Raw genomic sequence first — 19,734 nt, 5'->3', positions numbered from 1 at the left:
CGTCAGGAGCGAGTCGGGAGGTAGCCGTGGTCGACGGTCTGGTACCCCAGCCCGAGGACGAGCGCCACGAGGAGGACGACGAGGACGAACGGCTGGGCCGGCATCGCCCAGCCCCGGGCCAGAAACACGTCCTCGCGCACCGTTATCGCCCACGTCGTCGCGACGACCAGCCCGGCGAGTCCGAGTCCGAGCGCGACGCCGTGGCCCAGCGCCGGCGAGAGGACGCCCGCGCGCACGGCGCCGACCGCGGCGAGAGTCGCCGCCACGATGAGGGCGACGGTAAAGGCGCTGAACAGGCCAGTCGCGTAGTACAGGTTGACGGCCGAAACCGGCTGCTGCGTGTAGGGCCAGGCGAGCGTGGCAAAGGCGAGCAGTCCGGCGGCCACGCTGAGTCCGACGGCCGAGCGGTCGCGCATGGCCCCCGTTCGCGGTCCGGACGGTTTGTTAGCCAGACGCTGGGTACGTCGCCCGAAAGTAGCGGCGGCTACCGCACCGACAACCGCGGGTTACGTCGGCCCGCGGTCGTCGTCCGGCCCCGCTGTGGGGCACCGCGCTTTCGCCGCCTTACGTCTCGTCGGACTCGTCGTCGGCCCCACCCTCGGGCTCGGCGCCCGATTGGGCCTCGGCGGCACCTTGCTCCCGGACGCCGCCGCCGTCGTCGACGGGGATGGTCCGCGCCTCCTCCTCCTGGCCCGTCTCGGGCCGCATCGTCTCCCGGCGGCCGCCGTCGCCGACGTTGACCGGAATCCGCTCGCGGAGGTCACTCGCCAGCGACTCCACGCGTCGGCGCACGCTCCCGGCCTGGTCCTCGAACTTCTCGACGTTCCTGTCGACCCGGTGGACGCGCTCTTTGGGAATCTGTTTCATCAGGTCGTTGCCGTCGGCGTCGGTACCGCTCCTGATGTTCCAGTGGTCGTAGGCGTAGACCATCTCCTCGTTGTCCACCGTCTCCTCGACGATACCCTCGTCGGGGTCCTCGTACACGATTGTCGCCTGCCCGAGTTCGAGTTCTTCCATAGCATTGAATGGTTGACACTCGCGCTACTTACGTACTCCGTCGAGAGCGAGCGGACCGCGAGAACGGGGACGGTCGCAGTCAGTTGAAGACGAGTTCGACCGACAGCGCCCGCTCTAACAGGCCCTCGTCGTAGAACTCGCCGGTCTGCTGGGGGTGGGTCTCGTCGATGGCCCGCACCTGCAGGACGGTGTTGGCGAAGTTCTTGTAGGTAGCCTCGTCGACCATCTGGCCCCCGACCACGACGGCGCCGGTCCCCTCGCGCTTGGCGTCGTTGAACGCCTCTATCTTGGTGAGGTCGCGGTCCAGTTCCTCGTCGGAGGGCATGTGGATGCGGTTGGCCTGGGCGGTCTGTTTGGGATGGAGCGACCAGGAGCCGTCGATGCCGATGGTCGCCTCGTGTTCGACCTGGTCGGCGTACCCCTCGGCGTTGTAGTAGGTGACGCCGGCGCGCTCGTGAAAGAGCTGGTCGAAGGGGCCGCCGATGGCGACGACGCCCGCCGCGCTGGTCTCGTTCGAGAGGGCTTCGAGCAGGCCGTCCCAGCGGGGGCGCTCGCCGTGGAGCGCGCGGCCGCCCAGTTCCGCGGTGTAGTCGACCGGGCCAAAGACCAGTCCCGAGAGCCGCGAGTCGGCGGCGAACTGGCATATCTCCCGGAGGTCCGAGCGGGCGGGCGCGGTTTCGAGGATGATAGCCATGTCGAGCGCACCGTCGTCGAGTCCGGCCTCGCGTTCGGCGTCGGCCAGCACGCCCGCAGCGCGACGTACGTCGTCGATGCGACCGACCTTCGGGAAGACGACGCCGTCGAGATGGTCGCCCACCTCCGTCGCGAGCCGCCGGACCTGCTCTGTGCCCCGGTCTCGGAACTCGGCGTCGTCGTAGGCCCACTCGACGCGGGGGAGTATCTCGCCCGCGAAGTCGGGCGCGTGGTCGGGCAGGCGGGAGACGACGTTGTCGACCGCCTCCGCTTTCATCGACGGGGCGGTCCCGTCCTCGATATCGGGGACGAGCCAGTCGGGCGTCTGGAAGCCCTCGCTCGTCAGACCGGATTCGAGGAACTTCGCGCTGTTCTCGCGGGGGACCGCGGCGGGTGCTGTCTGGAAGGTTCGGCAGAGTCGTGTCATTGTCGGGTAACGAGTGCGGTTCGCCGGCCGCTGTAGACCGGGGTCTGTTCCTGGTTGAACGCGACGTGTTCGAAGGTCACGGCGCCGGTGTGGTCGGGCCCGGCCGCGCCGTCGCAGTCGAGGACGCGGGTGAAGCCATAGACGGTGTCACCGAGCGTGACGAAGTCGTGGAACCGCTCGTTCTCGAAGCGGCGTTCGCGGTAGGTCGCCTCGTCCGAGCGGGCGTGGGCCAGCGCGACAGAGCGGGTCACGTCGCCGTAGGCGACGATGTCGCCCGACGGCGAGTCGGCCATCGCGTCGCGGTTGTGGTGCTGGCGGGCGGTGTTGAGCGTCGCCAGCGGGAGGCCCGCGACGAGTCGCTCGTCCATCGTCCGGCCCCGCTCGTGGCGGTAGGCGACGGCGGCGCCGTTCTCGCGGGCCCGCTCCAGGGCGACACGGAAGTCCTCGAAGGTGCCCCCGTCTGGGGTGACGAGCCTCGACGGGAGGTCGGGGATGGCGGCGTCAGCACTCGACGGCTGGTCGTCGGCGACGGCGCCGCTTCCGTCGGAGGCTACAGGTTCCCGCCGCGGAATCATGTTCGTCCGCTCGTAGGAGACCAGCACCTCGCCGCTCTCGCGGTCCCGGCCGACGGACTCCCAGGTGACGATGCCGTAGTTGGGCCGCGACGAGGAGGTCCGGGTGTCGACCACCGTCGAGGTCACGTCGAGTTCGGTGCCCGGGTAAGCCGTCCGGCGGAACTCGACGTCGGTGCGTCCGAGGAAGTAGCCGCCCTTCTCCGAGAGGTCCTCGACGGTGACGCCCATCACGCAGGCCAGCAGGTAGTCGGGGTGGGCGGGGAGCGCCTCGAACCCCCGTTCGCGGGCCCTGTCTGGCCGCCAGTAGGCCGGGTCGTGGTTCAGCGTCTGGCCCATCCACTCCTCGTTGCCGTGCCGGGAGAGGACCAGTCCGGGGCCGTGGCGAATCTCGTCGCCCTCGGCGAAGTACTCGAAGTAGTGGCCCTTCTCGCGGGTCTCGACGCGGTCGAGTACGGTCTGGAAGACGCGCTCGTCCGCGCAATCGATGGCGTCGGGCGCCGACCAGTCAGTCATCTGTCTCACCCCCGGCGGACGGCGTCGGCCCGTCGCCGTCTTCTCGCGGGCTCTGCCCGCTCGAATGGTCCGCGGAACTTCGTTCCGCGCTACTCGGCCCGTCGGCGACCTCGCTCCCTGCGGTCGCCCCAGTCGCCCGGCGCATCTCGTTCGTGACGACCATGAACCCCTCGTCGAAGCCCATGCCGGGTTTAGCCAGCACCTGCGCGGCGTCGGTCGCGAGTGCCACGTGGGCGCAGGCCCGCGCGGACGTGACCGTCTCGTTGCAGGTGCCACCGAGGTAGGCGCGTGTGTCGGTCCCGTCGCAGTACAGCACCGCTTCGGCAGAACGCTGCACGCCGCCGAGGTCCGGGGTCTTTATCTGGACCACGTCGGCGGCGCCCGCGTCGACGAACGCCCGCACGTCGTCGAACGTGTTGCACCACTCGTCGGCGACGATGTCGACGGCGACGCCGGCCGACGCCAGGGCCTCGCGGAGTTCGGCCATCCGCGCTATCTGGGCCTCGCGGCTCCCGGCGTCCATCGGCCCCTCGACCTGCAGCGGGTAGGGCGCGGCAGCCTCCCGCAGCGACGCGAAGTAGTCGGTCACCTCGCTCCGGTCGTAGGGCGGCCCGAACACCTCGCCGAGGATGCCGTAGACGTCGACGTGAAAGCGAGGGGCGTACCCCTCGGGGCCGAGCGCGTCGGCCCGCTCGGCCAGCCACGCGAGATACGCCCGCAGCCCTTCGCCGTCCTCGCCGACCTTCTCGACGCTGTTGAACAGGCCGTGCGGGAGGACGGGGACGCCCTTGATGAGCATCTTCTCGGCGTTGGTCCGTCGCTCGTCGCCGGACTGACCGAAGACGGGGACGGGTGCCGTTGCGGGGTCGGTGTCGTAGGCCGCGGCGAGTACGTCGGTCGGCGTACAGCCCCGCGCTCGCGCCGCGGCGTTCAGCAGGGCCTGTGAGACGCCGTAGCGGACGGCGGTGTGCAGGCGGTCGCCATCCGAGCGGTGCGGGTCGAGCGACTCCAGCGCCTCGGCGTTCTCGCGAAAGAGCGTCGCGTCCCGGCCCCTGAAGGCGTCGGCGACACTCCCCTCGACGACGGGACGATACTCGCTCGCGCGAAAGAGCGGGTCGCGGCCGCCGGCCCCGGAGTACTGCACCGCGGCGCAGTCGCCGGTGACGACGGAGCCGTCGGCGAGTTCCAGTTCGACGATGAGCGACTCGCCGGCCTCGCGGACGCGGTCGAACCCGGCGGTCTTTGGCGGGCCGTCGTAGGCGAACCCCCGCTGGGTCGCGCCCGCTTTGATGGCCCGCTGGTCGTCGAAGAAAAAGCCGGAGAGGCCCGGAATCGCGCGGACGGCCTCAATCCGCATCGGAGACACCCCCGCGGTAGCCGCTTGGCCGACCGATGAGTTTGCCGTCGCTGATGGCGTCGACGTCGTCGGCGACCATCCGGAACGACTGGTCGCGGCCCTCGGTCTGTGCGCGCTCGCCGAGTTTCGCCCCGTGTATCTCCTTGACCTCGTCGGGCAGAGCGAGGTCCGCGAACTCGAAGATGCGCACCCGGCCGTCGTCGTCGCGGGCCGGCAACACCGCGCCGGCCGCCGCGTCGCTGGGGGCGAAGGGCACGTCCATCTCACCGCTGTCGAAGGCGTCGACGACGCCCCGGGCCACGTCGCCGTCACCGGCGCGTTCGATTGCGTCGACGAGCGCCGTCGTGGCCCGTTCGATGAGCCGCTGTTCGTCGTCGATGCCGCCGAGGTCGATGTCTTGCTCTATCATCATATCGATAAGCTGTCTCGTGGTTCGCAGGCCCGCGGCGTTAGCCTCCTTCGTCGGGACGCCCTGGAACTCCTGTGCGGACTTGGTGATAACCTTGTCCGGCTTCGCCACCGCCGCCGTCGCCCCGCCGAGGCTGATGACGCCGTTGGCGCGGGCCTCGTCGGGCGGGAACCCGCCCATCCACTCGTGGAAGACGGTGGTCACGGTCACGGAGTCGGGCAGGTATCGCTCGGCCAGTTTGCGCAGCGCGCGCAGCGCGGCCACGTCCTGGACGAGGTTGCCGACCTGTCCGTAGCCCAGCGTCAGCGAACGGACACCCTGTGTCGCCGCGAGCCGTCCCTCGATGAGCATCACCGCGATGGCGATACACGGCGGGACGAGCGTGCCGGTCAGCGGGCCGAAGGGCTCGCGGTTGATGGTGACGCCGCGCTCGGTGTAGGCGCCACAGAGCCGGTCGACGAACTGCCAGTGTTCGATGGTCGTCGCGAGGTCGTGGCGTTTCGTGTAGGGGATGTTGTACGAGATGGGGCCCCCCTCGAAGCTCTGGAAGCCCCCAGCCAGCGTGACCATCGCCAGCAGTCGCGCGTCCGGCGTGCCGTGGCGCACCTCGATTGGGGCGTCTAAGGCCCGGACGAGCCGCCGACAGTCCTCGACGCCGTGGTTGACCGCGGGAAAGCCGTTGAGCTCGTCGCTGTCGCCGTTTCGGGACGCCGCGAGTCCCTCCTCGGCTTTCTCGTACTGGTTGTCCCGCGTGTAGGAGTCGATGGTCGTGGGCAGCAGGTCGGCGCCGCCCTCGTCCTGGAGATATCGCAGCAGGTCTATCTGGGCCTCCAGACAGGGGACGCCGGCGCGGGGCTGGAGCAGCGGCTCGTCCGCGGATTCGAGTACGCGGGCAAAGCGCTTGGTCTTGGGCAGGGACTCGTGGAAGGCGACGGCCTCCTCGAAGTCGACGGCCCGACCGGTGTGCCAGTCGTCGCGAAGCTCGTTTGCGGCCCGCTGTAGCTGGTCGGCGGGCAGCTTCGTATCTGTGGGCATCGTCAGCCGTCGACCCTGACCTGCTCGCCCTCTGTGGTCGTTATCTTGAGGTCACGGCGCAGGGCGGCGATGGCCTCCTCCGGGTCGGTCTCCGCGTCGAAGACCCGGTCGAAGCCCATCTCCGTGAACCGCTCGCGCGTGGTCTCGAAGTCGTCCTGCCCGACGGCGAGGTTCCCGCCGACGTACGTGGGCACGTCGACGCCGGCCTCGTCGAGCCGGTCGTGAAATCCCTCGCAGTCCTGGCGGGCGTGGCCGTAGAGGGAGGATACCAGTACCGCCTCGGCGTCCTTGGACTTGGCGGCGCTGACGAATTCGGCCTGTGAAGTCTGAACGCCGAGGTTGACGACCTCGAATCCTGCGGCCGACAGCGCCTGCTCGAGAATCGTGATACCGACGACGTGTGCGTCGGAGCCGATCACGCCGAGGATGACGGTACGGGGCATGTACTTCTGTGGTGGTCAGGCCGCGAGTATAAACTTAATGGTCTTTCATGATAATATCCCCTAAAGGAATTTATAATGATTCATCACCAAGATTTATGCCAGTGCCGTCTATCGGTTCGTCCATGAGTGCGCTTGCCGACCTGCGGGTGCTCGACCTCACACAGGTGCTGGCCGGGCCGTACTGCACGATGTTGCTCGCGGACATGGGCGCGGACGTGGTAAAGGTCGAGCGCCCGGGCGGCGACCTCATCCGGGCGAACCCACCCTACGTCGACGACAGCGAGTCGGAGGCCTACGGCGGCTACTTCCAGAGCGTGAACCGCGGCAAGCGCTCGCTGGAACTGGACCTCCGTACCGACGCCGACCGCGACGCCTTCCTCTCGCTGGTCGAACGCGCAGACGTGGTCGTCGAGAACTTCAAGGCCGGAACCATGGAGCGGTTCGGCCTGGGCTACGAGACGCTGCGGGAGCGCAATCCACAGCTCATCTACTCCTCGATTCGGGGCTTTGGCGACCCGCGAACGGGCGAGACCGAGCGCCAGGGCCAGCCCTCCTTCGACCTCATCGCGCAGGCGCTTGGCGGCGTGATGGAGATTACGGGCCCGGAAGACGGGCCGCCGACGAAGGTCGGCCCGGGCGTCGGCGACATCTTCACCGCCGCGCTCAACGCCGTGGGCGTCCTCGCGGCGGTCCACCACCGCGAGCGCACCGGCGAGGGCCAGTACGTCGACACCGCGATGTACGACTGCATGGTGTCGCTGGCCGAGCGCGCCGTCTACCAGTACTCCTGTGACGGGGTCTCGCCGACGCGACAGGGTAACTCCCACCCCACGCTGTTTCCCTACGACGCCTTCGAGGCCGCGGACGGCTACGTCGTCGTCGCGGCGTTCTCGGACGGCCACTGGAAGACGCTGTGTGAGGCGATGGACCGGCCGGACCTGGCCGCGGACTACCCCGACGCCCGGAGCCGCCGGGCCAACCGCGAGTCCCTGCGGGCGGAACTCGCCGACTGGACCCGTGAGCACGACACTGAGACGATTCTGTCTCTGCTGGACGGCCGCGTGCCGGCAGCGCCGGTCCAGAACACGGCCGACATCTTCGATGACCCGCACGTCAACGACCGCGAGATGCTCGCCGACGTGGCCCAGCCCGGAGCCGACGAACCGATGACCATCGCCGGGAGCCCCATCAAGATGACCGAGACGATGCCCGAGCCACGGGGCCGGGCGCCGCTGTTAGACGAGCACCGCGAGGAACTGCTGGGGGAGGACGGCGGTACGAACGGTGGTCGGGAGGTCGCCGAGAGCGACGACTAGCTGTGCCAACTCGGAGTTTATACGGCGGGACAGACTCCACGCCGACTGCCTTCACGGGAGCGGCCTTACGGCGGCGTCCACTCGTAGCGATAGACGACGTTCAGCACGCTGTCGGGCAGGAGCACCGTCACGCCGTCGTCGTGAGCCGCGGCGCTGACCATCGCCGGGAACCAGAGGTCGCCACCGGCCGTCTGGCCGCCGAAGGTGCCGAAGGAATCGACCGGCTCGTCGGGAATCCCGCCCGCCGGCAGCGTCTCGAACACCTTGATAGCGCGGTTCACCAGGTCGACGACGAACAGGTAGCCGTCGGCCAGCGCCAGGCTGGTCGGGAGGAGAAATCGCCCGGATTCGTCGCCGTAGCCCGCGGTCCCGACCACTTCCCAGCCGTCGCCGGCGTCGTACTGGAGGCGGTCGTTGCTGCGGTCGGCGACGTAGGTGGCGTCGGGCCCGACCACCACGTCCGAGGGGAGCCAGAACTCGCCGGCGTCGTGGCCGAACGTGCCCCTGGTGTCGTGGTCCTCGACGGTCGCCGTCCGACGATTGACGACCCACGAGGCGACCCGGCCGTTGAGCGAGTCGGCGACGTGGAGCCGACAGCGGCCGGCGTCGAGGGGTTCGACGGACATCCCGCGGGGCAGGCGCACGTCGCCGCCGAAGTAGCCCCAGCCGCCGAAGCTGACGACGTGTTCCGGCTCGCCGTCGACGAGTCGGTAGCAGTGAATCTGGCGGTCGTCGTCGAACGCGCCGGCGTCGGCGCTGTAGTCGGCGGCGAACAGATACGTCTCCTCGCCGACCGCCCAGGCCTCGACCGTGGCCGGGAACCGGTTCGCGGTGAGCGACGCGGGCGAGACGGGTGCGTCGAGCCCGGCGGCGGTGTGCTGGGCCCGCTCGTTGCCGCCGTCGCCGACCCAGCAGACCCGGCCGTCCGGGGCCCGATGAATCGCCGACCCCGAGGCGTAGTCGAACTGGCCGGGCCGGCGGCGGCAGCCGTCGACGGTCGCCAGCCTGGTCTTGCGCTCGGCGACGAACCGGAGCCGGTAGGCCGAGACGGCGTGGTCGAGCGCCTCCGTCACCAGCACCCGCCCGCGGATGGCGCCGGTCGGGTCGGCGTCGCCGGGGTCGTAGCCGGCGACGGCCATCGGCGCGCCAAAGCGGCGCGTCTCGATGTCGGGCGCGATGACCGACGGCACTTCCCCGCGCCGGTCGCCCGCCGGCGAGTAAGCATAGAGGTGGCCGCCGCCGATGTCGGGGACGACGATGCGCTCCTCGTCGGGCAGGTAGCTCACGGCTCTGGGGATGGCGAACTCGTCGTCCAGCACGGGACTCCCCGTCGCCGGGAACGGGACCCCCTCGCCCGCGCGGTCACAGCGGACCACGTTCGCGTAGTAGGGCGGGCGGCCGTACGCGCGGGCCTGCTGGCCGTAGCCGGTGTTCGCTATCAGGAGATTGCCCTCGGGGCCCGTGTCCAGTCCCTGGGGCCAGTACAGCCCGACGGGGTCGTCGGACGGCCGCGTGACCGAGCGGAAGCTCCCGGTCTGGTCGCCTTCACCGTCGAAGACGACGACGCGACTCCGGGTGTCCGCGGCGTCCTCGTGGTAGAACTCGTCGGCGACGAACAGCGTGAGGCCGCCCTCGTCCTCGCGGACGGCGACGCCGTTGGGGTGGAAGGCGTCGCTCCCGGGCCCGAAGGTCCGTTCGACGGTCACCGGCACGCCGCCCTCGTCGGCCTCGCCGTAGGCCAGTTCCTGCACGCGGCCGTTCCCCAGGTCGGTGACGAAAAGCCGGGGCTGGCTCGGGTGGTGGGCCAGCCTGAAAGGGAGGTCGAACTCGCCGGGTTCGGACCCCAGAGAGCCGACCTGACCGAGGACCCGGTCCAGCGACCGGTCGAACACCAGGAGGCGGTTGTTCCCGGCGTCGGCGACCCAGACCCGGCCGGTCGGGTCCTGGACGACCCCGACCGGGGTGGACAGGCCGAGTTCGGCGGCCGGTTTCGGGAACGGCCCCGTGAGGTCCGGCGCCCGCTCGCCGTATGTTTCCCGATGGTGACCCGACACGTTGTCACAACCTGAGTAGCAGTTGTATTAACAGTACTGGATACGCGAACCCGCGGCCGAACCCGGCGGTTCAAATACGGGGACGCCCAATCGCGCCACAATGCGGGAGCAGACGACTGGTTCGGAGGGATGGCGGCCGTACTTCGGGTTCGAGGAGCCGTACGCGAACCAGGCCGACGCCATCGAGCGGGTCATCGAGACCGGGAAGTCGCGGGGCTTTCTCGCGATGGAAGGTCCCTGTGGCACCGGGAAGACCATGGCCGCCCTGACCGCCGGCGCCCACCTCGTGCGGGACACCGACCTCTACGACCGCATCGTCGTGGTCACCCCCGTCAAACAACAGCTCCAGCAGTTCGTCGACGACCTGCGGACGCTCAACGGCGGCCTCGACGACCCTTTCGACGGTATCTCCCTCGTCGGCAAGCGGGACCTCTGCCCGTACGGCCGCGAGGGGAAGTTCCCCGAGGACGCGAGCACGCACGACCGCTGTGAGGACTTGCGCGAAGCGACCGCACGGCTCGTGGAGGACGACGGGCGCGGGGACGGCGCCGCGGTGGCCGACACCGCCATCGAGAACGAGGTCGACGAGGACGAACAGTGGTGGGACCCACGACTGGGTAGCAAACTCGCCGCGGCGGCCCGCCCCGACGCCGTCTCCCAGACCACGCTCGGCGAGGACACGCTGGCGACGGCGGGGGCGGCCTCGCCCTATCGCCCGAGCCAGCCCACCGCGCCCGACTCGATGGCCGAGGGCGACGACGCGCCGCTGTACTGCCCCTTCGAGGCCGACTGGTACGCCCGGAACAAGGGGTCGCCCGTGGACTTCTCGGCCGGCCCGAACAACGTCGTCACAATCGACGACTACCTCCCGGCGGCCGTCGAGCGGGGGACCTGCCCCCACCGGGTGATGAGCGTCATGCTGGAGGAGGCGGACGTGGTCGTGGGCAACTACAACCACCTCTTCGACCCGAACTCCCGGCCCCTGCTCTCCGCGATTCTGGACGAGCAGACCTTCGTCGTCGTCGACGAGGCCCACCGGCTGGAAGAGCGAGTCCGTGACCTGCTTTCGGACCGCCTGGGCAAACAGACCATCACGCAGGCGCGTAACGACTGCGACCTGCTCGTCCAGCGCGCCCAGCAGACCGCCGACCACAAGGAACAGGTCCGCGAGGTACTCTCCACGCGGGAGGTCCCCCTCGAAGCGGTCGACCGCGCTCGGAAGTTCTACGCCGACCTCGAACGCTGGCTGGACGACCGCGTCGAATCGTTCCTCGACAGCGAACACCCGGGGTGGCGCGCGGACCCCGCGATGCTCCCCGAGCACGACCACGAGATACCGCTGCGGGACCCAGACACCGTCGAGCGGGACGAACTGACCGAGTGGGCCGAGAGCGAGGGATACGACGGCGGGCTGTGGCGCTCGCTGGGACAGGTCGGCGCCGCCGTCGAGGACGCCATCGACCAGCTCGGGCTGACCCGCCAGCCCGTCTGTGCCGCCGTCGGCGCTATCTGTGGCCACTGGTGGGAGCGCGACCACTCGACGTTCCTCCGGGAAATCGAACTCGAACACTCCCCCGACCAGCGCCGGGCCGGCGACGCCGACTACGAGGCCGTCTACACGCCCGGGCTGCTGTGTTACAACTGTATGCCGGCGCTGGCTTTGCGGGACGTCTTCGACGAACTGGGCGGTGGCGTGGTGATGAGCGCGACGCTCGAACCGCTCGACGTGTTCACGAAGGTCGCGGGCCTCGACGGACTGGCCGAGCAGGCGCTGGACGAGGCGGACGACGACGCCCCGACGCGACCGGTCCGCTCCGCGACCTACGACCTCCGGTTCCCGCCGGAGAACCGCGCCTCCTATCTCGTCGACGCGCGGCCGTTCACCGCGCGCAATCGCGGGACCCCCGAGGAGATGCAGCCATTGGGCGAGAACTGGAACCCGACCCGGGACGAGTACGCTCAGGCGCTGCGTGCGCTGGCGCGCTCGCCGGGCAACGTCATGATAGCCATGCCGAACTACCGGGAAGCGCGCTGGGCCGGCGCCTACCTGCAGGAGGCCGTCGAGAAAGACGTGCTGGTCGACGAGTCCTCCAGCAACGAGGAGACCGACCGGACGAAGCGCTCGTTCTTCGCGGGCGAGGGGAAGGTGCTGGTCACGTCGACCCGGGGAACGCTCACCGAGGGCGTCGACTACGACGGCGCGAAGCTGTCGACCTGCGCCGTCGTCGGCGTCCCGCTCGTCAACATCGGCTCGCCCCGCATCCGCGCGGTCCAGCGGGCCTACGGCGACACCTTCGGTGAGGAGAACGCCTTCGAGTACGCCCTGACCGTCCCCGCGGTGCGGCGGGCGCGCCAGGCCATCGGCCGGGTCATCCGCGGCGCCGACGAGGTGGGCGTGCGGGCCTTCGTCGGCCGGCGCTACACCCCCGACGGCCGCCACTCCGTCTACGGCTTTCTCCCCGAGGGCGAGCGCGAGGAGTTCACGCGGATGACCCCTGAGTTCCTGTCCGGCCAGCTCGACGGGTTCTGGCGAAACCGGTGATACCGGGCCGCTGGTCGCCTGAGGAGGGTTCTTAACCGGTCGTCGTTGGCCGTAAACAAAAAGCATTTACATCATTATTAGAGTGTTACAAGGGATGCCCGAGTGTCAGAACTGCGGCGAATTCGTAACCGAGCAGTACGTACGGGTGTTTACACCGGAAGCCTCCGAAGCACACGGACCGAGGGTCTGCCCGAACTGCGAGGACAAACTCCGTGACGGCGCCGAAGTACGCGAAGCGCGCTCCTCGCGACAGTAACGGTCGCGCCGGTCGTCCGCGCGACCGGGACGCGTGTCGCGCGACAGCCACGGGTCACTGTCGCGCCCTTTTCGGGAACTACTCAAGGCCGGAGGCGTAGCCTCGGATATGAGCAACCTTGACGTCGAGGCGGTCGACGACATCGACGCACCGACCGGCGTCGACGCGCCCGAATACGTACTGTACGGGGGGAAAGGCGGGGTCGGGAAGACCACCTGCGCCGCCGCGACGGCGCTGGCGTCGGCCCGCGACGACACGGCGACGCTCGTGGTCTCGACGGACCCGGCACACTCGCTGTCTGACACGCTTGAGACCGATATCCCCGCCGAACCGACCCGCATCCGCGAGGACGTGCCGCTGTTCGCCGCGGAAATCGACCCCGAGGCCGCGATGGGCGAGGGGCCGCTGGGGATGGACGACGACGCGCTGGGCGGCCTCGGTGGGATGCTGGGCGGTCCGATGGGCGGGGACGCCGGCGGGCCCGTGGGCGCCGACGCGGGCGAGGACCCTATCGGCGGCGAGGACGGACTGCTGGGCGGGTCGATGCCCGGCGCCGACGAGGCCGCCGCGATGCGACTCCTGCTCGACTACACCGACGACGAGCGCTTCGACCGCGTCGTCATCGACACCGCGCCGACCGGCCACACCCTGCGGCTGCTGGAACTCCCCGAGACGATGGACTCGATGGTCGGGACCATCCTCAAACTCCGCGAGCGCTTCTCGGGCATGATGGACTCGGTCAAGGGCATGTTCGGCGGCGGCGAGGACGTCGACACCGAAGCCGGCATTCAGGATTTAGAGGAGCTGTCCGCGCGTATAGAGCGCCTGCGAGCCATCCTGCGGGACCCGACGCGGACCGACTTCCGCATCGTGATGGTACCCGAGACGCTGTCGGTGATGGAATCGGAGCGCCTGCTCGCCCAGCTCACCGACTTCGAGATTCCGGTCAGTACCATCGTCGTCAACCGGGTGATGCAAGACCCGAGCGAGGTGCTGGGTCGGGAAGTCGACATTCCCGGTCCGAATATCGAGGGCTGTGAGTTCTGCGCCCGGCGCTGGGAGGTCCAGCAGGACGCTATCGCGCGCGCTCAGGACCTCTTTCGCGGCCACGAGGTCCGGCGGGTGCCGCTCTTTGCCGACGAGGTCCACGGCGAGCGGTTGCTCTCTGTCGTCGCCGCCTGTCTGGACTGACAGTCGCACCCATCGCTCGCCGCCTGTCTGGACTGACAGTCGCACCCATCGCTCGCCGCCTGTCTGGACTGACAGTCGCACCCATCGCTCGCCGCCTGTCTGGACTGACAGTCCCACCCGTCGCTCGCCGCCTGTCTGGACCGAGAACGCGCCGCTTCAGTTCGTGAGCTTCCGAATCAGGCCGAATGCGGCGTCCCGCCAGCGTGCGGGGAGGTGGCGGGCCATGAGGATGAGCTTCGCGCCCTCGCCGACGGGGTAGCGGGGCTCGGGGTCGCTGGCGTTGGCGGCGTCCCGAATCGTCAGCGCGACGGTGCCGACCGTCACGGAGAGGGCGTCCTGAATCCCGGCCAGCCGGGAGTCCTCGCGAGCGGTGTAGAGCCAGTCGTAGGCCCCCGTCTTCTCGATGTCCTCGCGCTCGGCCATCGCGCGGTCGTAGAAGTTCGTCTCGACCGGGCCGGGCTGGACCAGCACCACGTCGATACCGTACTCGTCGGCCTCGACCCGGAGCGCGTCGCTCAGCGCTTCGAGGGCGAACTTCGAGGCGGCGTAGGCGCCCTGGCCCGGCAGCGCGAGGCGGCCGGCGACGCTGGACACGTTGATGATGGTCCCGCTCTCCCGGGCCCGCATGTGGGGCATGACCTGACGGATGAGACGGTGCGGGCCGTAGACGTTCACGTCGAACTGGCCGCCCGACGCGGCGATGTCGCCAGTCGAGACGTCCTCGACGGCGCCGAACTGGGCGTAGCCGGCGTTGTTCACCAGGCAGTCGATGCGCCCGGCGGATTCGACGACCGTCTCGACGACGCGCTCACACTGGGCGGCCTTCGTCACGTCGAGTTCGGCCGTCTCGCAACCGGCCTCGGCGAGGTCCGCGATATCGTCCTCGTCGCGGGCCGTCGCCCAGACCTGCCAGTCGTCGTCCAGAAACACCTCGGCTGTCGCGTGGCCGATGCCCGAGGAGGCACCGGTTATCAGCACCGTCTTGGCCATAACGGGGTCGTCTCACCCCGGACAATTAAGCTTCCCCCGTTCGGCGTCGCAACGAACGGCTCAGAGGTCGCCTTTCACCGAGTCGGCGTACGAATCCGCGAGCCGCGTCGGCTCCGGGAGCTTGTACCCCGCCGCCGTCGCCAGCACGAGGTCCGCGGCCGTCTCGGCGCTCACCCGGTGGCCGGGGCTGACGACGAGCGGGTTGACGTACCGGCTCGACGACTCGTACTGGCGACTCTGGACGGCGTAGCCGACGACCGTCCCCGCAGGCGCAGTCTCGACCTGCGCGTCGGCCTCGATGGCGACGCGAGCGCCCTCGGGGAGCTTCTCGTCCAGCGACTCGCGCGGCCGGCCACAGAGCAGGTTCTTCGCGACGCCGATAGTCGGCACGTCCAGCGTGACGCCGACGTGGGTCGCCAGCCCCGCCTCGCGGTAGTGGATGCGGCCGCTGCCGTCCACGAAGACGATGTCGGGCTCGGACTCCAGCGCCGCGAACGCGGCGAGGATGGCCCCGCCCTCGCGGAAGGAGAGCAGGCCGGGGACGTACGGAATCTCGGTGGGTTCGACCGCGTAGACGCGCTCGACGACCTCGCGCCCGCGAAGGACGACGATGGCCGACACTGCGCGGTCGCCGACGAACGCCTGGTCGACGCCGGCGACGAGCGGTGCGTCACTGGTGGTGCCCTCCTCGTCGGGCCGCGCGCTCAGCGTCGCTTGCCCGACCGGCCCGTCGAGTGAGACGGCCGCCGGGTCGAACGCGAAGTCGTCCTCGAAGACGGCCGCGTCGGCAATCTCTCGTTGCAGGGCCTCCATCTCGGCGGTCGACAGCGACGGGTCCGGGACGAACTCGGGGCGGACGGGCTCCATCAGAAGGGGCCGCGACCGCCGGGACCACCGGGGCCGCCCGGGCCGCCGCGGCGACCGCCGAACTGTATCTGGCCGGGGATTCGCGCCCGGTCCTTGACCCGGCGGCCGTACCAGAGCCCGATGACGAGGCCGATGAGGTGGGCCGTGTGGGCGATGTTCCCGCCCAGCAGCCCCGCGCCCTGGGGCGACAGCGTGCCCGCGATGCTGATAATGGCGTAGAAGCCGGTGATGGCCCAGATGGGCACCGGAATCAGGAAGTACAGGTAGACGGTGAGGTCCGGGTTGATGACGGTGACGAAGCCCAAAATCGCGAGTGCCGCGCCGCTCGCGCCCAGCACGCCGTAGGCGGGCCCGCCCTGGACGACCTGGAGGGCAATCTGGCCGAGCCCGGCGAGCATCCCCGAGCCGATGAAGAAGATGGTGTACGTCTTCGACCCCATCTGGCGTTCGGCCAACTGGCCGAAGAAGTAGATGACGATGGCGTTGCCGAGCAGGTGAAAGAGCCCGCCGTGGGAGAAGATAGACGTGACCCACGTCCAGACGAAGAGGACGTTGTCCGGGTGGAGCACGAAGATGGCCTGGAACGCGGCGCGGCCGAGGAAAGCATCGACGAGTTGCTCGGCCACGAACGTGACGGCCATGATAGCGAGGAACACGTAGGTCATGTTCCCGCGGAAGTAGCCCATGACGCCGCCCGGCCCGGTGTCGACGCTGAAGCGACTGGACTGGCTCGACCCGCCGCCCTCTACGGAGTCGTCGAAGCCGCTGTCGAACACCCCCTTCGGGTCGTTCCAGTTGTCCAGCCCCGGGCAGTCGTGGGCCTCGGGCAGCCGGTGCTCGGCGCAGTAGGTCCCCCCGCAGTGCCCGCACTGGTAGGGCATGTTCTCTTGCTTTCCACAGACGTCACACTCCGACATTGGCGGTGCTTGGGGTGGACGGTGCAAAGGGGTTGTGTTTGTGTCGCTCACCGGCACGAACGGGCTGCCCTCGGCAGTCGGTCACACACCCCCGGCCGACAGTATAAGAGCCCCCGGGCCAAAGACCCCAGTAGTGCAAGAGTTCGAGCGCAAACAACTGCTGGAGCGCATCGAACGGGAGGGTGCGACCGTCGGTGCCGAGATTCCCGACGAGATTACCGTCCAGGGCGAACGCATCGACCTGCAGGCGTTCGTCTTCGAAATCAAGCGCAGGGACACGGTGCCACGTGGCGAACGCGAGCGGGTCACACAGGCGAAGAAGAACCTCCGCCGTGAGCGACTCGCCCGCAAGCAAACGCTGGAGGACGGCGACGTGAGCTACGCCGAGGGCGAACAGCTGGTGGAGGCCATCGTCGGCATCGACCGGGCGCTGAACGCCCTCGAACAGCTGGGACCGGCGAACCTGGAGGACGAGGCGAAGGCACAGGAGACGGCCGACAAGAAGCGCTGGATGTCCTTCCTCCGGAAGGCGCTTGGTCACGAGGACGCCGACTCGGGGACGGGGCGAGCCAGCAGGGGGCGGCGATGAGCCGGAACGACGAGATAGCGGGTCTGTTAGAGGAGTTCGCCGACCTGCTGGACGCCAAGGGCGTCGAGTACAAGCCCCGAGCCTACCGCCGGGCGGCCGAGAACATCCGCGACCACCCCGGCGACGTCGAGGGACTGGCCGCCGAGGGCGAGGACGCGGTGGGGGAAATCGAGGGCGTCGGCGACGCCATCTCCGCGAAGGTCGTCGAGTACTTCGAGACCGGGCGAATCGAGGAGCTACACGAGCTTCGCGAGGAGTTGCCCGTCGACATGGCCGCGCTCACCGCCGTCGAGGGCGTCGGCCCCAAGACAGTGGGCTCGCTGTACGAGGCGCTCGGCATCACGACGCTGGACGAACTCGAGGCCGCCGCCGAGGCCGGCGAGATTCAGGATATCAAGGGCTTCGGCGCGAAGACCGAGCAGAACATCCTCGACAACGTCGACTTCGCCCGCGAGGCCCACGCCCGGACGCTGCTGGGGACGGCCCACCCCTACGGGGAACAGGCCCGGGCGTTCGTGGCCGACATCGACGCCGTCGAGCGGTGTGCGCTCGGGGGTTCGCTGCGGCGCTGGCGGCCCACCATCGGCGACGTGGACGTGCTGGCCGGGAGCCACGAGGGGGCGACGGTCGTCGACGCCTTCACCGACTGGGACGAGGTCGAGGGCGTCATCGAGGCCGGGGAGATGAAAGCCAGCGTCCGCGCCGGCGGACTGCGGGTCGACTTACGCGTCGTCGTCCCCGAGGAGTTCGGCGCCGCCCTGCAGTACTTCACCGGGAGCAAGGACCACAACGTCGCGGTCCGGAACCGCGCTATCGAACGCGACCTGAAAGTCAACGAGTACGGGGTGTTCGACGTCTCTGGCGTCTCGGACGACGAGGCGGACCACCAGCGCGCCGGCGAGCGCGTCGCCGGCGAGACCGAGGACGGAGTCTACGAGGCCCTGGGGATGGACTGGGTCCCGCCGGAGGTGCGCGAGAACCGCGGCGAGGTGCAGGCGGCCGCCGACGGGGACCTGCCCGACCTCCTCGTGGAAGGCGACGTCAGGGGGGACCTCCACACCCACAGCCAGTGGTCCGACGGCGGCAACACCGTCGAAGAGATGGCCGCCGGCGCGGCCGAGTTCGGCCACGACTACATCGCCATCACGGACCACGCGACCGGCCCGGGGATGGTCGGCGGCGTCGGTATCGACGACGAGGACCTGCGCGAACAGATAGCCGAGGTGGCGTCGGTCGCCGCCGACGCCGACGTCGACGTGTTCAGCGGCGTCGAGGCCAACATCGGCGAGGACGGCAGTATCTCCGTGGCCGACGACGTGCTAGCGGAACTGGACGTGGTCGTCGCCTCGCCACACGCGGGCCTCGACGGCGACGGCACCGACCGGCTGGTGGCCGCCGCGGAGCACCCCCACGTGGACATCGTCGGCCATCCGACCGGCCGGTATCTGAACCGCCGCAGCGGGCTCGACGTCGACGTCGAGCGGCTGGCGACGGCGGCGGCCGAGGCGGGGACGGCGCTGGAGGTCAACGCCAGCCCCGCCCGCCTGGACCTGGACGGCTACGCCGTCAAGGCGGCCATCGAAGCCGGCGCGACCGTCGCCATCGACACCGACGCCCACAGCCCCGGGAGCTTCGCCCAGGTGACCTACGGCGTCCACACGGCCCGACGCGGGTGGGCCGAGGCCGGGGACGTCCTGAACACGCGCTCGGCCGACGAGCTCCGGGAGTTCCTCCATGGCTGACCACGAGCGCGACCCGCTCGTGCTGGACGCGATGCTCGGAAAACTGGCGACCTACCTGCGGATGTGTGGCTACGACACCGCCTACGCGCTGGACCGCGACGCCGAGGCCGACGCCGACCTGCTCGCGCTGGCCGAGACCGAGGGCCGACGGCTGGTCACCCGCGACGAGGGGCTCGCCCGGCAGGTCCCCGACGCCGTCCTGCTGACCGAGCGCGACGTGCCCGACCAGCTCCGCGAGCTGGCCGCCGCGGGGTTCGACCTGGAACTGTCGGCCGAACCCGTCCACTGTGGCACCTGCAACGCCCCCGTCGAGCGCGTCGACCGCACTGAGCCGACCCCCGAGTACGCGCCCGACCCCGCAGAGACCGCCATCTGGCGCTGCCGTGACTGCGGCCAGCACTTCTGGCAGGGGAGCCACTGGGACGACGTGGCCGAGACGCTGGCGGAGCTGTAGCTCGGCAGAAATGTCGGGTGTATTTATTTCGCTAGCGACATATTCGAGTGTATGTCAGTCCTATCGACCGAAGACGAGGGGAAGTACCTCATGGACATCGAGGCGGAACAGATCGGTATCGTAACGGAGGTCGACACGGACGCCCAGGTCGCCTACGTCGAACCCGACCCGGGCGTCGGCGAAGCAGTGATTCAGGGCTTTGGCTACGGGGACGCCGACAGCGACGACATCGAAGTCCCCGCCGACGCCGTCGAGACGATTACCGACACCGAGCTCCGGGTCGCGAAGGACCTGTAGAACGGTATCTCTGAGTTCGTGCGTTCGTCGACGGTTGTGTGTTCAGTCGC

At 69.5% G+C, this 19,734-nt stretch carries 19 protein-coding genes; 8 read left to right on the top strand and 11 right to left on the bottom strand.

Annotation, left to right across the window (positions count from 1 at the left end):
- Nucleotides 1–2: 2 nt before the first annotated feature.
- The 7 genes from NDI86_RS04275 to glmS all read right to left on the bottom strand — a co-directional run bounded on the left by NDI86_RS04275 (nt 3) and on the right by glmS (nt 6,469).
- A complete protein-coding gene (locus NDI86_RS04275; protein WP_310899160.1) occupies nt 3–416 on the bottom strand; it encodes a DUF7548 family protein in 414 nt (137 codons plus the stop codon).
- A 148-nt stretch (nt 417–564) separates the two neighbouring features.
- Nucleotides 565–1,017: a hypothetical protein gene (locus NDI86_RS04270; protein ID WP_310899159.1), complete on the bottom strand. Its 453-nt coding sequence runs from the start codon at nt 1,015–1,017 to the stop codon at nt 565–567.
- Nucleotides 1,018–1,096: 79 nt separating this feature from the next.
- On the bottom strand, nt 1,097–2,137 hold the full coding sequence (citE, locus tag NDI86_RS04265) for an L-malyl-CoA/beta-methylmalyl-CoA lyase (protein ID WP_310899158.1): 1,041 nt from the start codon (nt 2,135–2,137) through the stop codon (nt 1,097–1,099).
- Nucleotides 2,134–3,225, bottom strand: coding sequence for a 2-methylfumaryl-CoA hydratase (gene mch, locus NDI86_RS04260; RefSeq protein ID WP_310899157.1), 1,092 nt, complete (start codon nt 3,223–3,225; stop codon nt 2,134–2,136). The genes citE and mch overlap by 4 nt, the downstream gene beginning before the upstream one ends.
- On the bottom strand, nt 3,218–4,582 hold the full coding sequence (locus NDI86_RS04255) for a methylaspartate ammonia-lyase (RefSeq protein ID WP_310899156.1): 1,365 nt from the start codon (nt 4,580–4,582) through the stop codon (nt 3,218–3,220). Before NDI86_RS04255 ends, mch begins: the two co-directional genes overlap by 8 nt.
- A complete protein-coding gene (locus NDI86_RS04250; protein ID WP_310899155.1) occupies nt 4,572–6,026 on the bottom strand; it encodes a methylaspartate mutase subunit E in 1,455 nt (484 codons plus the stop codon). The genes NDI86_RS04255 and NDI86_RS04250 overlap by 11 nt, the downstream gene beginning before the upstream one ends.
- Nucleotides 6,027–6,028: 2 nt before the next feature.
- Nucleotides 6,029–6,469, bottom strand: coding sequence for a methylaspartate mutase subunit S (glmS, locus tag NDI86_RS04245; RefSeq protein WP_310899154.1), 441 nt, complete (start codon nt 6,467–6,469; stop codon nt 6,029–6,031).
- Nucleotides 6,470–6,591: 122 nt separating this feature from the next.
- Between glmS and mct the strand changes: the two genes are divergently transcribed.
- Nucleotides 6,592–7,785 carry a succinyl-CoA:mesaconate CoA-transferase gene (mct, locus tag NDI86_RS04240; RefSeq protein ID WP_310899153.1) on the top strand — a complete coding sequence of 398 codons (1,194 nt, stop codon included), beginning with the start codon at nt 6,592–6,594 and terminating at the stop codon, nt 7,783–7,785.
- A 65-nt stretch (nt 7,786–7,850) separates the two neighbouring features.
- On the opposite strand, the gene NDI86_RS04235 is transcribed toward mct, so the two are convergent.
- Nucleotides 7,851–9,839: an NHL repeat-containing protein gene (locus tag NDI86_RS04235; protein WP_310899152.1), complete on the bottom strand. Its 1,989-nt coding sequence runs from the start codon at nt 9,837–9,839 to the stop codon at nt 7,851–7,853.
- A gap of 100 nt (nt 9,840–9,939) precedes the next feature.
- On the opposite strand from NDI86_RS04235, the gene NDI86_RS04230 reads away from it, so the two are divergent.
- The 3 genes from NDI86_RS04230 to NDI86_RS04225 all read left to right on the top strand — a co-directional run bounded on the left by NDI86_RS04230 (nt 9,940) and on the right by NDI86_RS04225 (nt 13,828).
- A complete protein-coding gene (locus tag NDI86_RS04230; RefSeq protein WP_310899151.1) occupies nt 9,940–12,381 on the top strand; it encodes an ATP-dependent DNA helicase in 2,442 nt (813 codons plus the stop codon).
- Nucleotides 12,382–12,475: 94 nt separating this feature from the next.
- Nucleotides 12,476–12,637 (top strand): DUF7563 family protein, encoded by a 162-nt coding sequence (locus NDI86_RS22210; protein ID WP_262176004.1) that lies wholly within the window; start codon nt 12,476–12,478, stop codon nt 12,635–12,637.
- Between the two features lie 108 nt (nt 12,638–12,745).
- Nucleotides 12,746–13,828: an ArsA family ATPase gene (locus NDI86_RS04225; protein WP_310899150.1), complete on the top strand. Its 1,083-nt coding sequence runs from the start codon at nt 12,746–12,748 to the stop codon at nt 13,826–13,828.
- A gap of 156 nt (nt 13,829–13,984) precedes the next feature.
- Here NDI86_RS04225 and NDI86_RS04220 read toward each other — a convergent pair whose 3' ends face one another.
- The 3 genes from NDI86_RS04220 to NDI86_RS04210 are packed head-to-tail and all read right to left on the bottom strand — an operon-like array spanning nt 13,985 to nt 16,602.
- Nucleotides 13,985–14,818 (bottom strand): SDR family oxidoreductase, encoded by an 834-nt coding sequence (locus NDI86_RS04220; RefSeq protein ID WP_310899149.1) that lies wholly within the window; start codon nt 14,816–14,818, stop codon nt 13,985–13,987.
- A gap of 60 nt (nt 14,819–14,878) precedes the next feature.
- Entirely contained in the window at nt 14,879–15,685 is an 807-nt protein-coding gene (locus NDI86_RS04215; protein ID WP_310899148.1) for an endonuclease V, read from the bottom strand.
- A complete protein-coding gene (locus tag NDI86_RS04210; protein ID WP_310899147.1) occupies nt 15,685–16,602 on the bottom strand; it encodes a rhomboid family intramembrane serine protease in 918 nt (305 codons plus the stop codon). Before NDI86_RS04210 ends, NDI86_RS04215 begins: the two co-directional genes overlap by 1 nt.
- A 133-nt stretch (nt 16,603–16,735) precedes the next feature.
- Here NDI86_RS04210 and NDI86_RS04205 point away from each other — a divergent pair, with 133 nt between their 5' ends.
- The 4 genes from NDI86_RS04205 to NDI86_RS04190 are packed head-to-tail and all read left to right on the top strand — an operon-like array spanning nt 16,736 to nt 19,684.
- Nucleotides 16,736–17,191 (top strand): DUF5788 family protein, encoded by a 456-nt coding sequence (locus NDI86_RS04205; RefSeq protein WP_310899146.1) that lies wholly within the window; start codon nt 16,736–16,738, stop codon nt 17,189–17,191.
- A complete protein-coding gene (gene polX / locus NDI86_RS04200; protein ID WP_310899145.1) occupies nt 17,188–18,933 on the top strand; it encodes a DNA polymerase/3'-5' exonuclease PolX in 1,746 nt (581 codons plus the stop codon). The genes NDI86_RS04205 and polX overlap by 4 nt, the downstream gene beginning before the upstream one ends.
- Nucleotides 18,926–19,387 carry a Mut7-C RNAse domain-containing protein gene (locus NDI86_RS04195; RefSeq protein ID WP_310899144.1) on the top strand — a complete coding sequence of 154 codons (462 nt, stop codon included), beginning with the start codon at nt 18,926–18,928 and terminating at the stop codon, nt 19,385–19,387. Before polX ends, NDI86_RS04195 begins: the two co-directional genes overlap by 8 nt.
- A gap of 51 nt (nt 19,388–19,438) precedes the next feature.
- Complete coding sequence (locus tag NDI86_RS04190) at nt 19,439–19,684, top strand: hypothetical protein (RefSeq protein ID WP_310899143.1); 246 nt, start codon at nt 19,439–19,441, stop codon at nt 19,682–19,684.
- Nucleotides 19,685–19,734 lie beyond the last annotated feature (50 nt).

Origin of the sequence: Haloarcula onubensis, assembly GCF_031624605.1 — an archaeon.
In the GTDB taxonomy this organism is placed as follows: Archaea; Halobacteriota; Halobacteria; order Halobacteriales; family Haloarculaceae; genus Haloarcula; species Haloarcula onubensis.
The sequence above is the reverse complement of the archived record's forward strand: the minus strand, read 5'-3'. Positions and strand labels throughout refer to the sequence as shown.

Coding starts and splice junctions, on each gene's coding strand:
- NDI86_RS04275 (WP_310899160.1), bottom strand. CDS start 416: ATGCGCGACCGCTCGGCCGTCGGACTCAGCGTGGCCGCCGGACTGCTC.
- NDI86_RS04270 (WP_310899159.1), bottom strand. CDS start 1,017: ATGGAAGAACTCGAACTCGGGCAGGCGACAATCGTGTACGAGGACCCC.
- citE (WP_310899158.1), bottom strand. CDS start 2,137: ATGACACGACTCTGCCGAACCTTCCAGACAGCACCCGCCGCGGTCCCC.
- mch (WP_310899157.1), bottom strand. CDS start 3,225: ATGACTGACTGGTCGGCGCCCGACGCCATCGATTGCGCGGACGAGCGC.
- NDI86_RS04255 (WP_310899156.1), bottom strand. CDS start 4,582: ATGCGGATTGAGGCCGTCCGCGCGATTCCGGGCCTCTCCGGCTTTTTC.
- NDI86_RS04250 (WP_310899155.1), bottom strand. CDS start 6,026: ATGCCCACAGATACGAAGCTGCCCGCCGACCAGCTACAGCGGGCCGCA.
- glmS (WP_310899154.1), bottom strand. CDS start 6,469: ATGCCCCGTACCGTCATCCTCGGCGTGATCGGCTCCGACGCACACGTC.
- mct (WP_310899153.1), top strand. CDS start 6,592: ATGAGTGCGCTTGCCGACCTGCGGGTGCTCGACCTCACACAGGTGCTG.
- NDI86_RS04230 (WP_310899151.1), top strand. CDS start 9,940: ATGCGGGAGCAGACGACTGGTTCGGAGGGATGGCGGCCGTACTTCGGG.
- NDI86_RS22210 (WP_262176004.1), top strand. CDS start 12,476: ATGCCCGAGTGTCAGAACTGCGGCGAATTCGTAACCGAGCAGTACGTA.
- NDI86_RS04225 (WP_310899150.1), top strand. CDS start 12,746: ATGAGCAACCTTGACGTCGAGGCGGTCGACGACATCGACGCACCGACC.
- NDI86_RS04220 (WP_310899149.1), bottom strand. CDS start 14,818: ATGGCCAAGACGGTGCTGATAACCGGTGCCTCCTCGGGCATCGGCCAC.
- NDI86_RS04215 (WP_310899148.1), bottom strand. CDS start 15,685: ATGGAGCCCGTCCGCCCCGAGTTCGTCCCGGACCCGTCGCTGTCGACC.
- NDI86_RS04210 (WP_310899147.1), bottom strand. CDS start 16,602: ATGTCGGAGTGTGACGTCTGTGGAAAGCAAGAGAACATGCCCTACCAG.
- polX (WP_310899145.1), top strand. CDS start 17,188: ATGAGCCGGAACGACGAGATAGCGGGTCTGTTAGAGGAGTTCGCCGAC.
- NDI86_RS04195 (WP_310899144.1), top strand. CDS start 18,926: ATGGCTGACCACGAGCGCGACCCGCTCGTGCTGGACGCGATGCTCGGA.
- NDI86_RS04190 (WP_310899143.1), top strand. CDS start 19,439: ATGTCAGTCCTATCGACCGAAGACGAGGGGAAGTACCTCATGGACATC.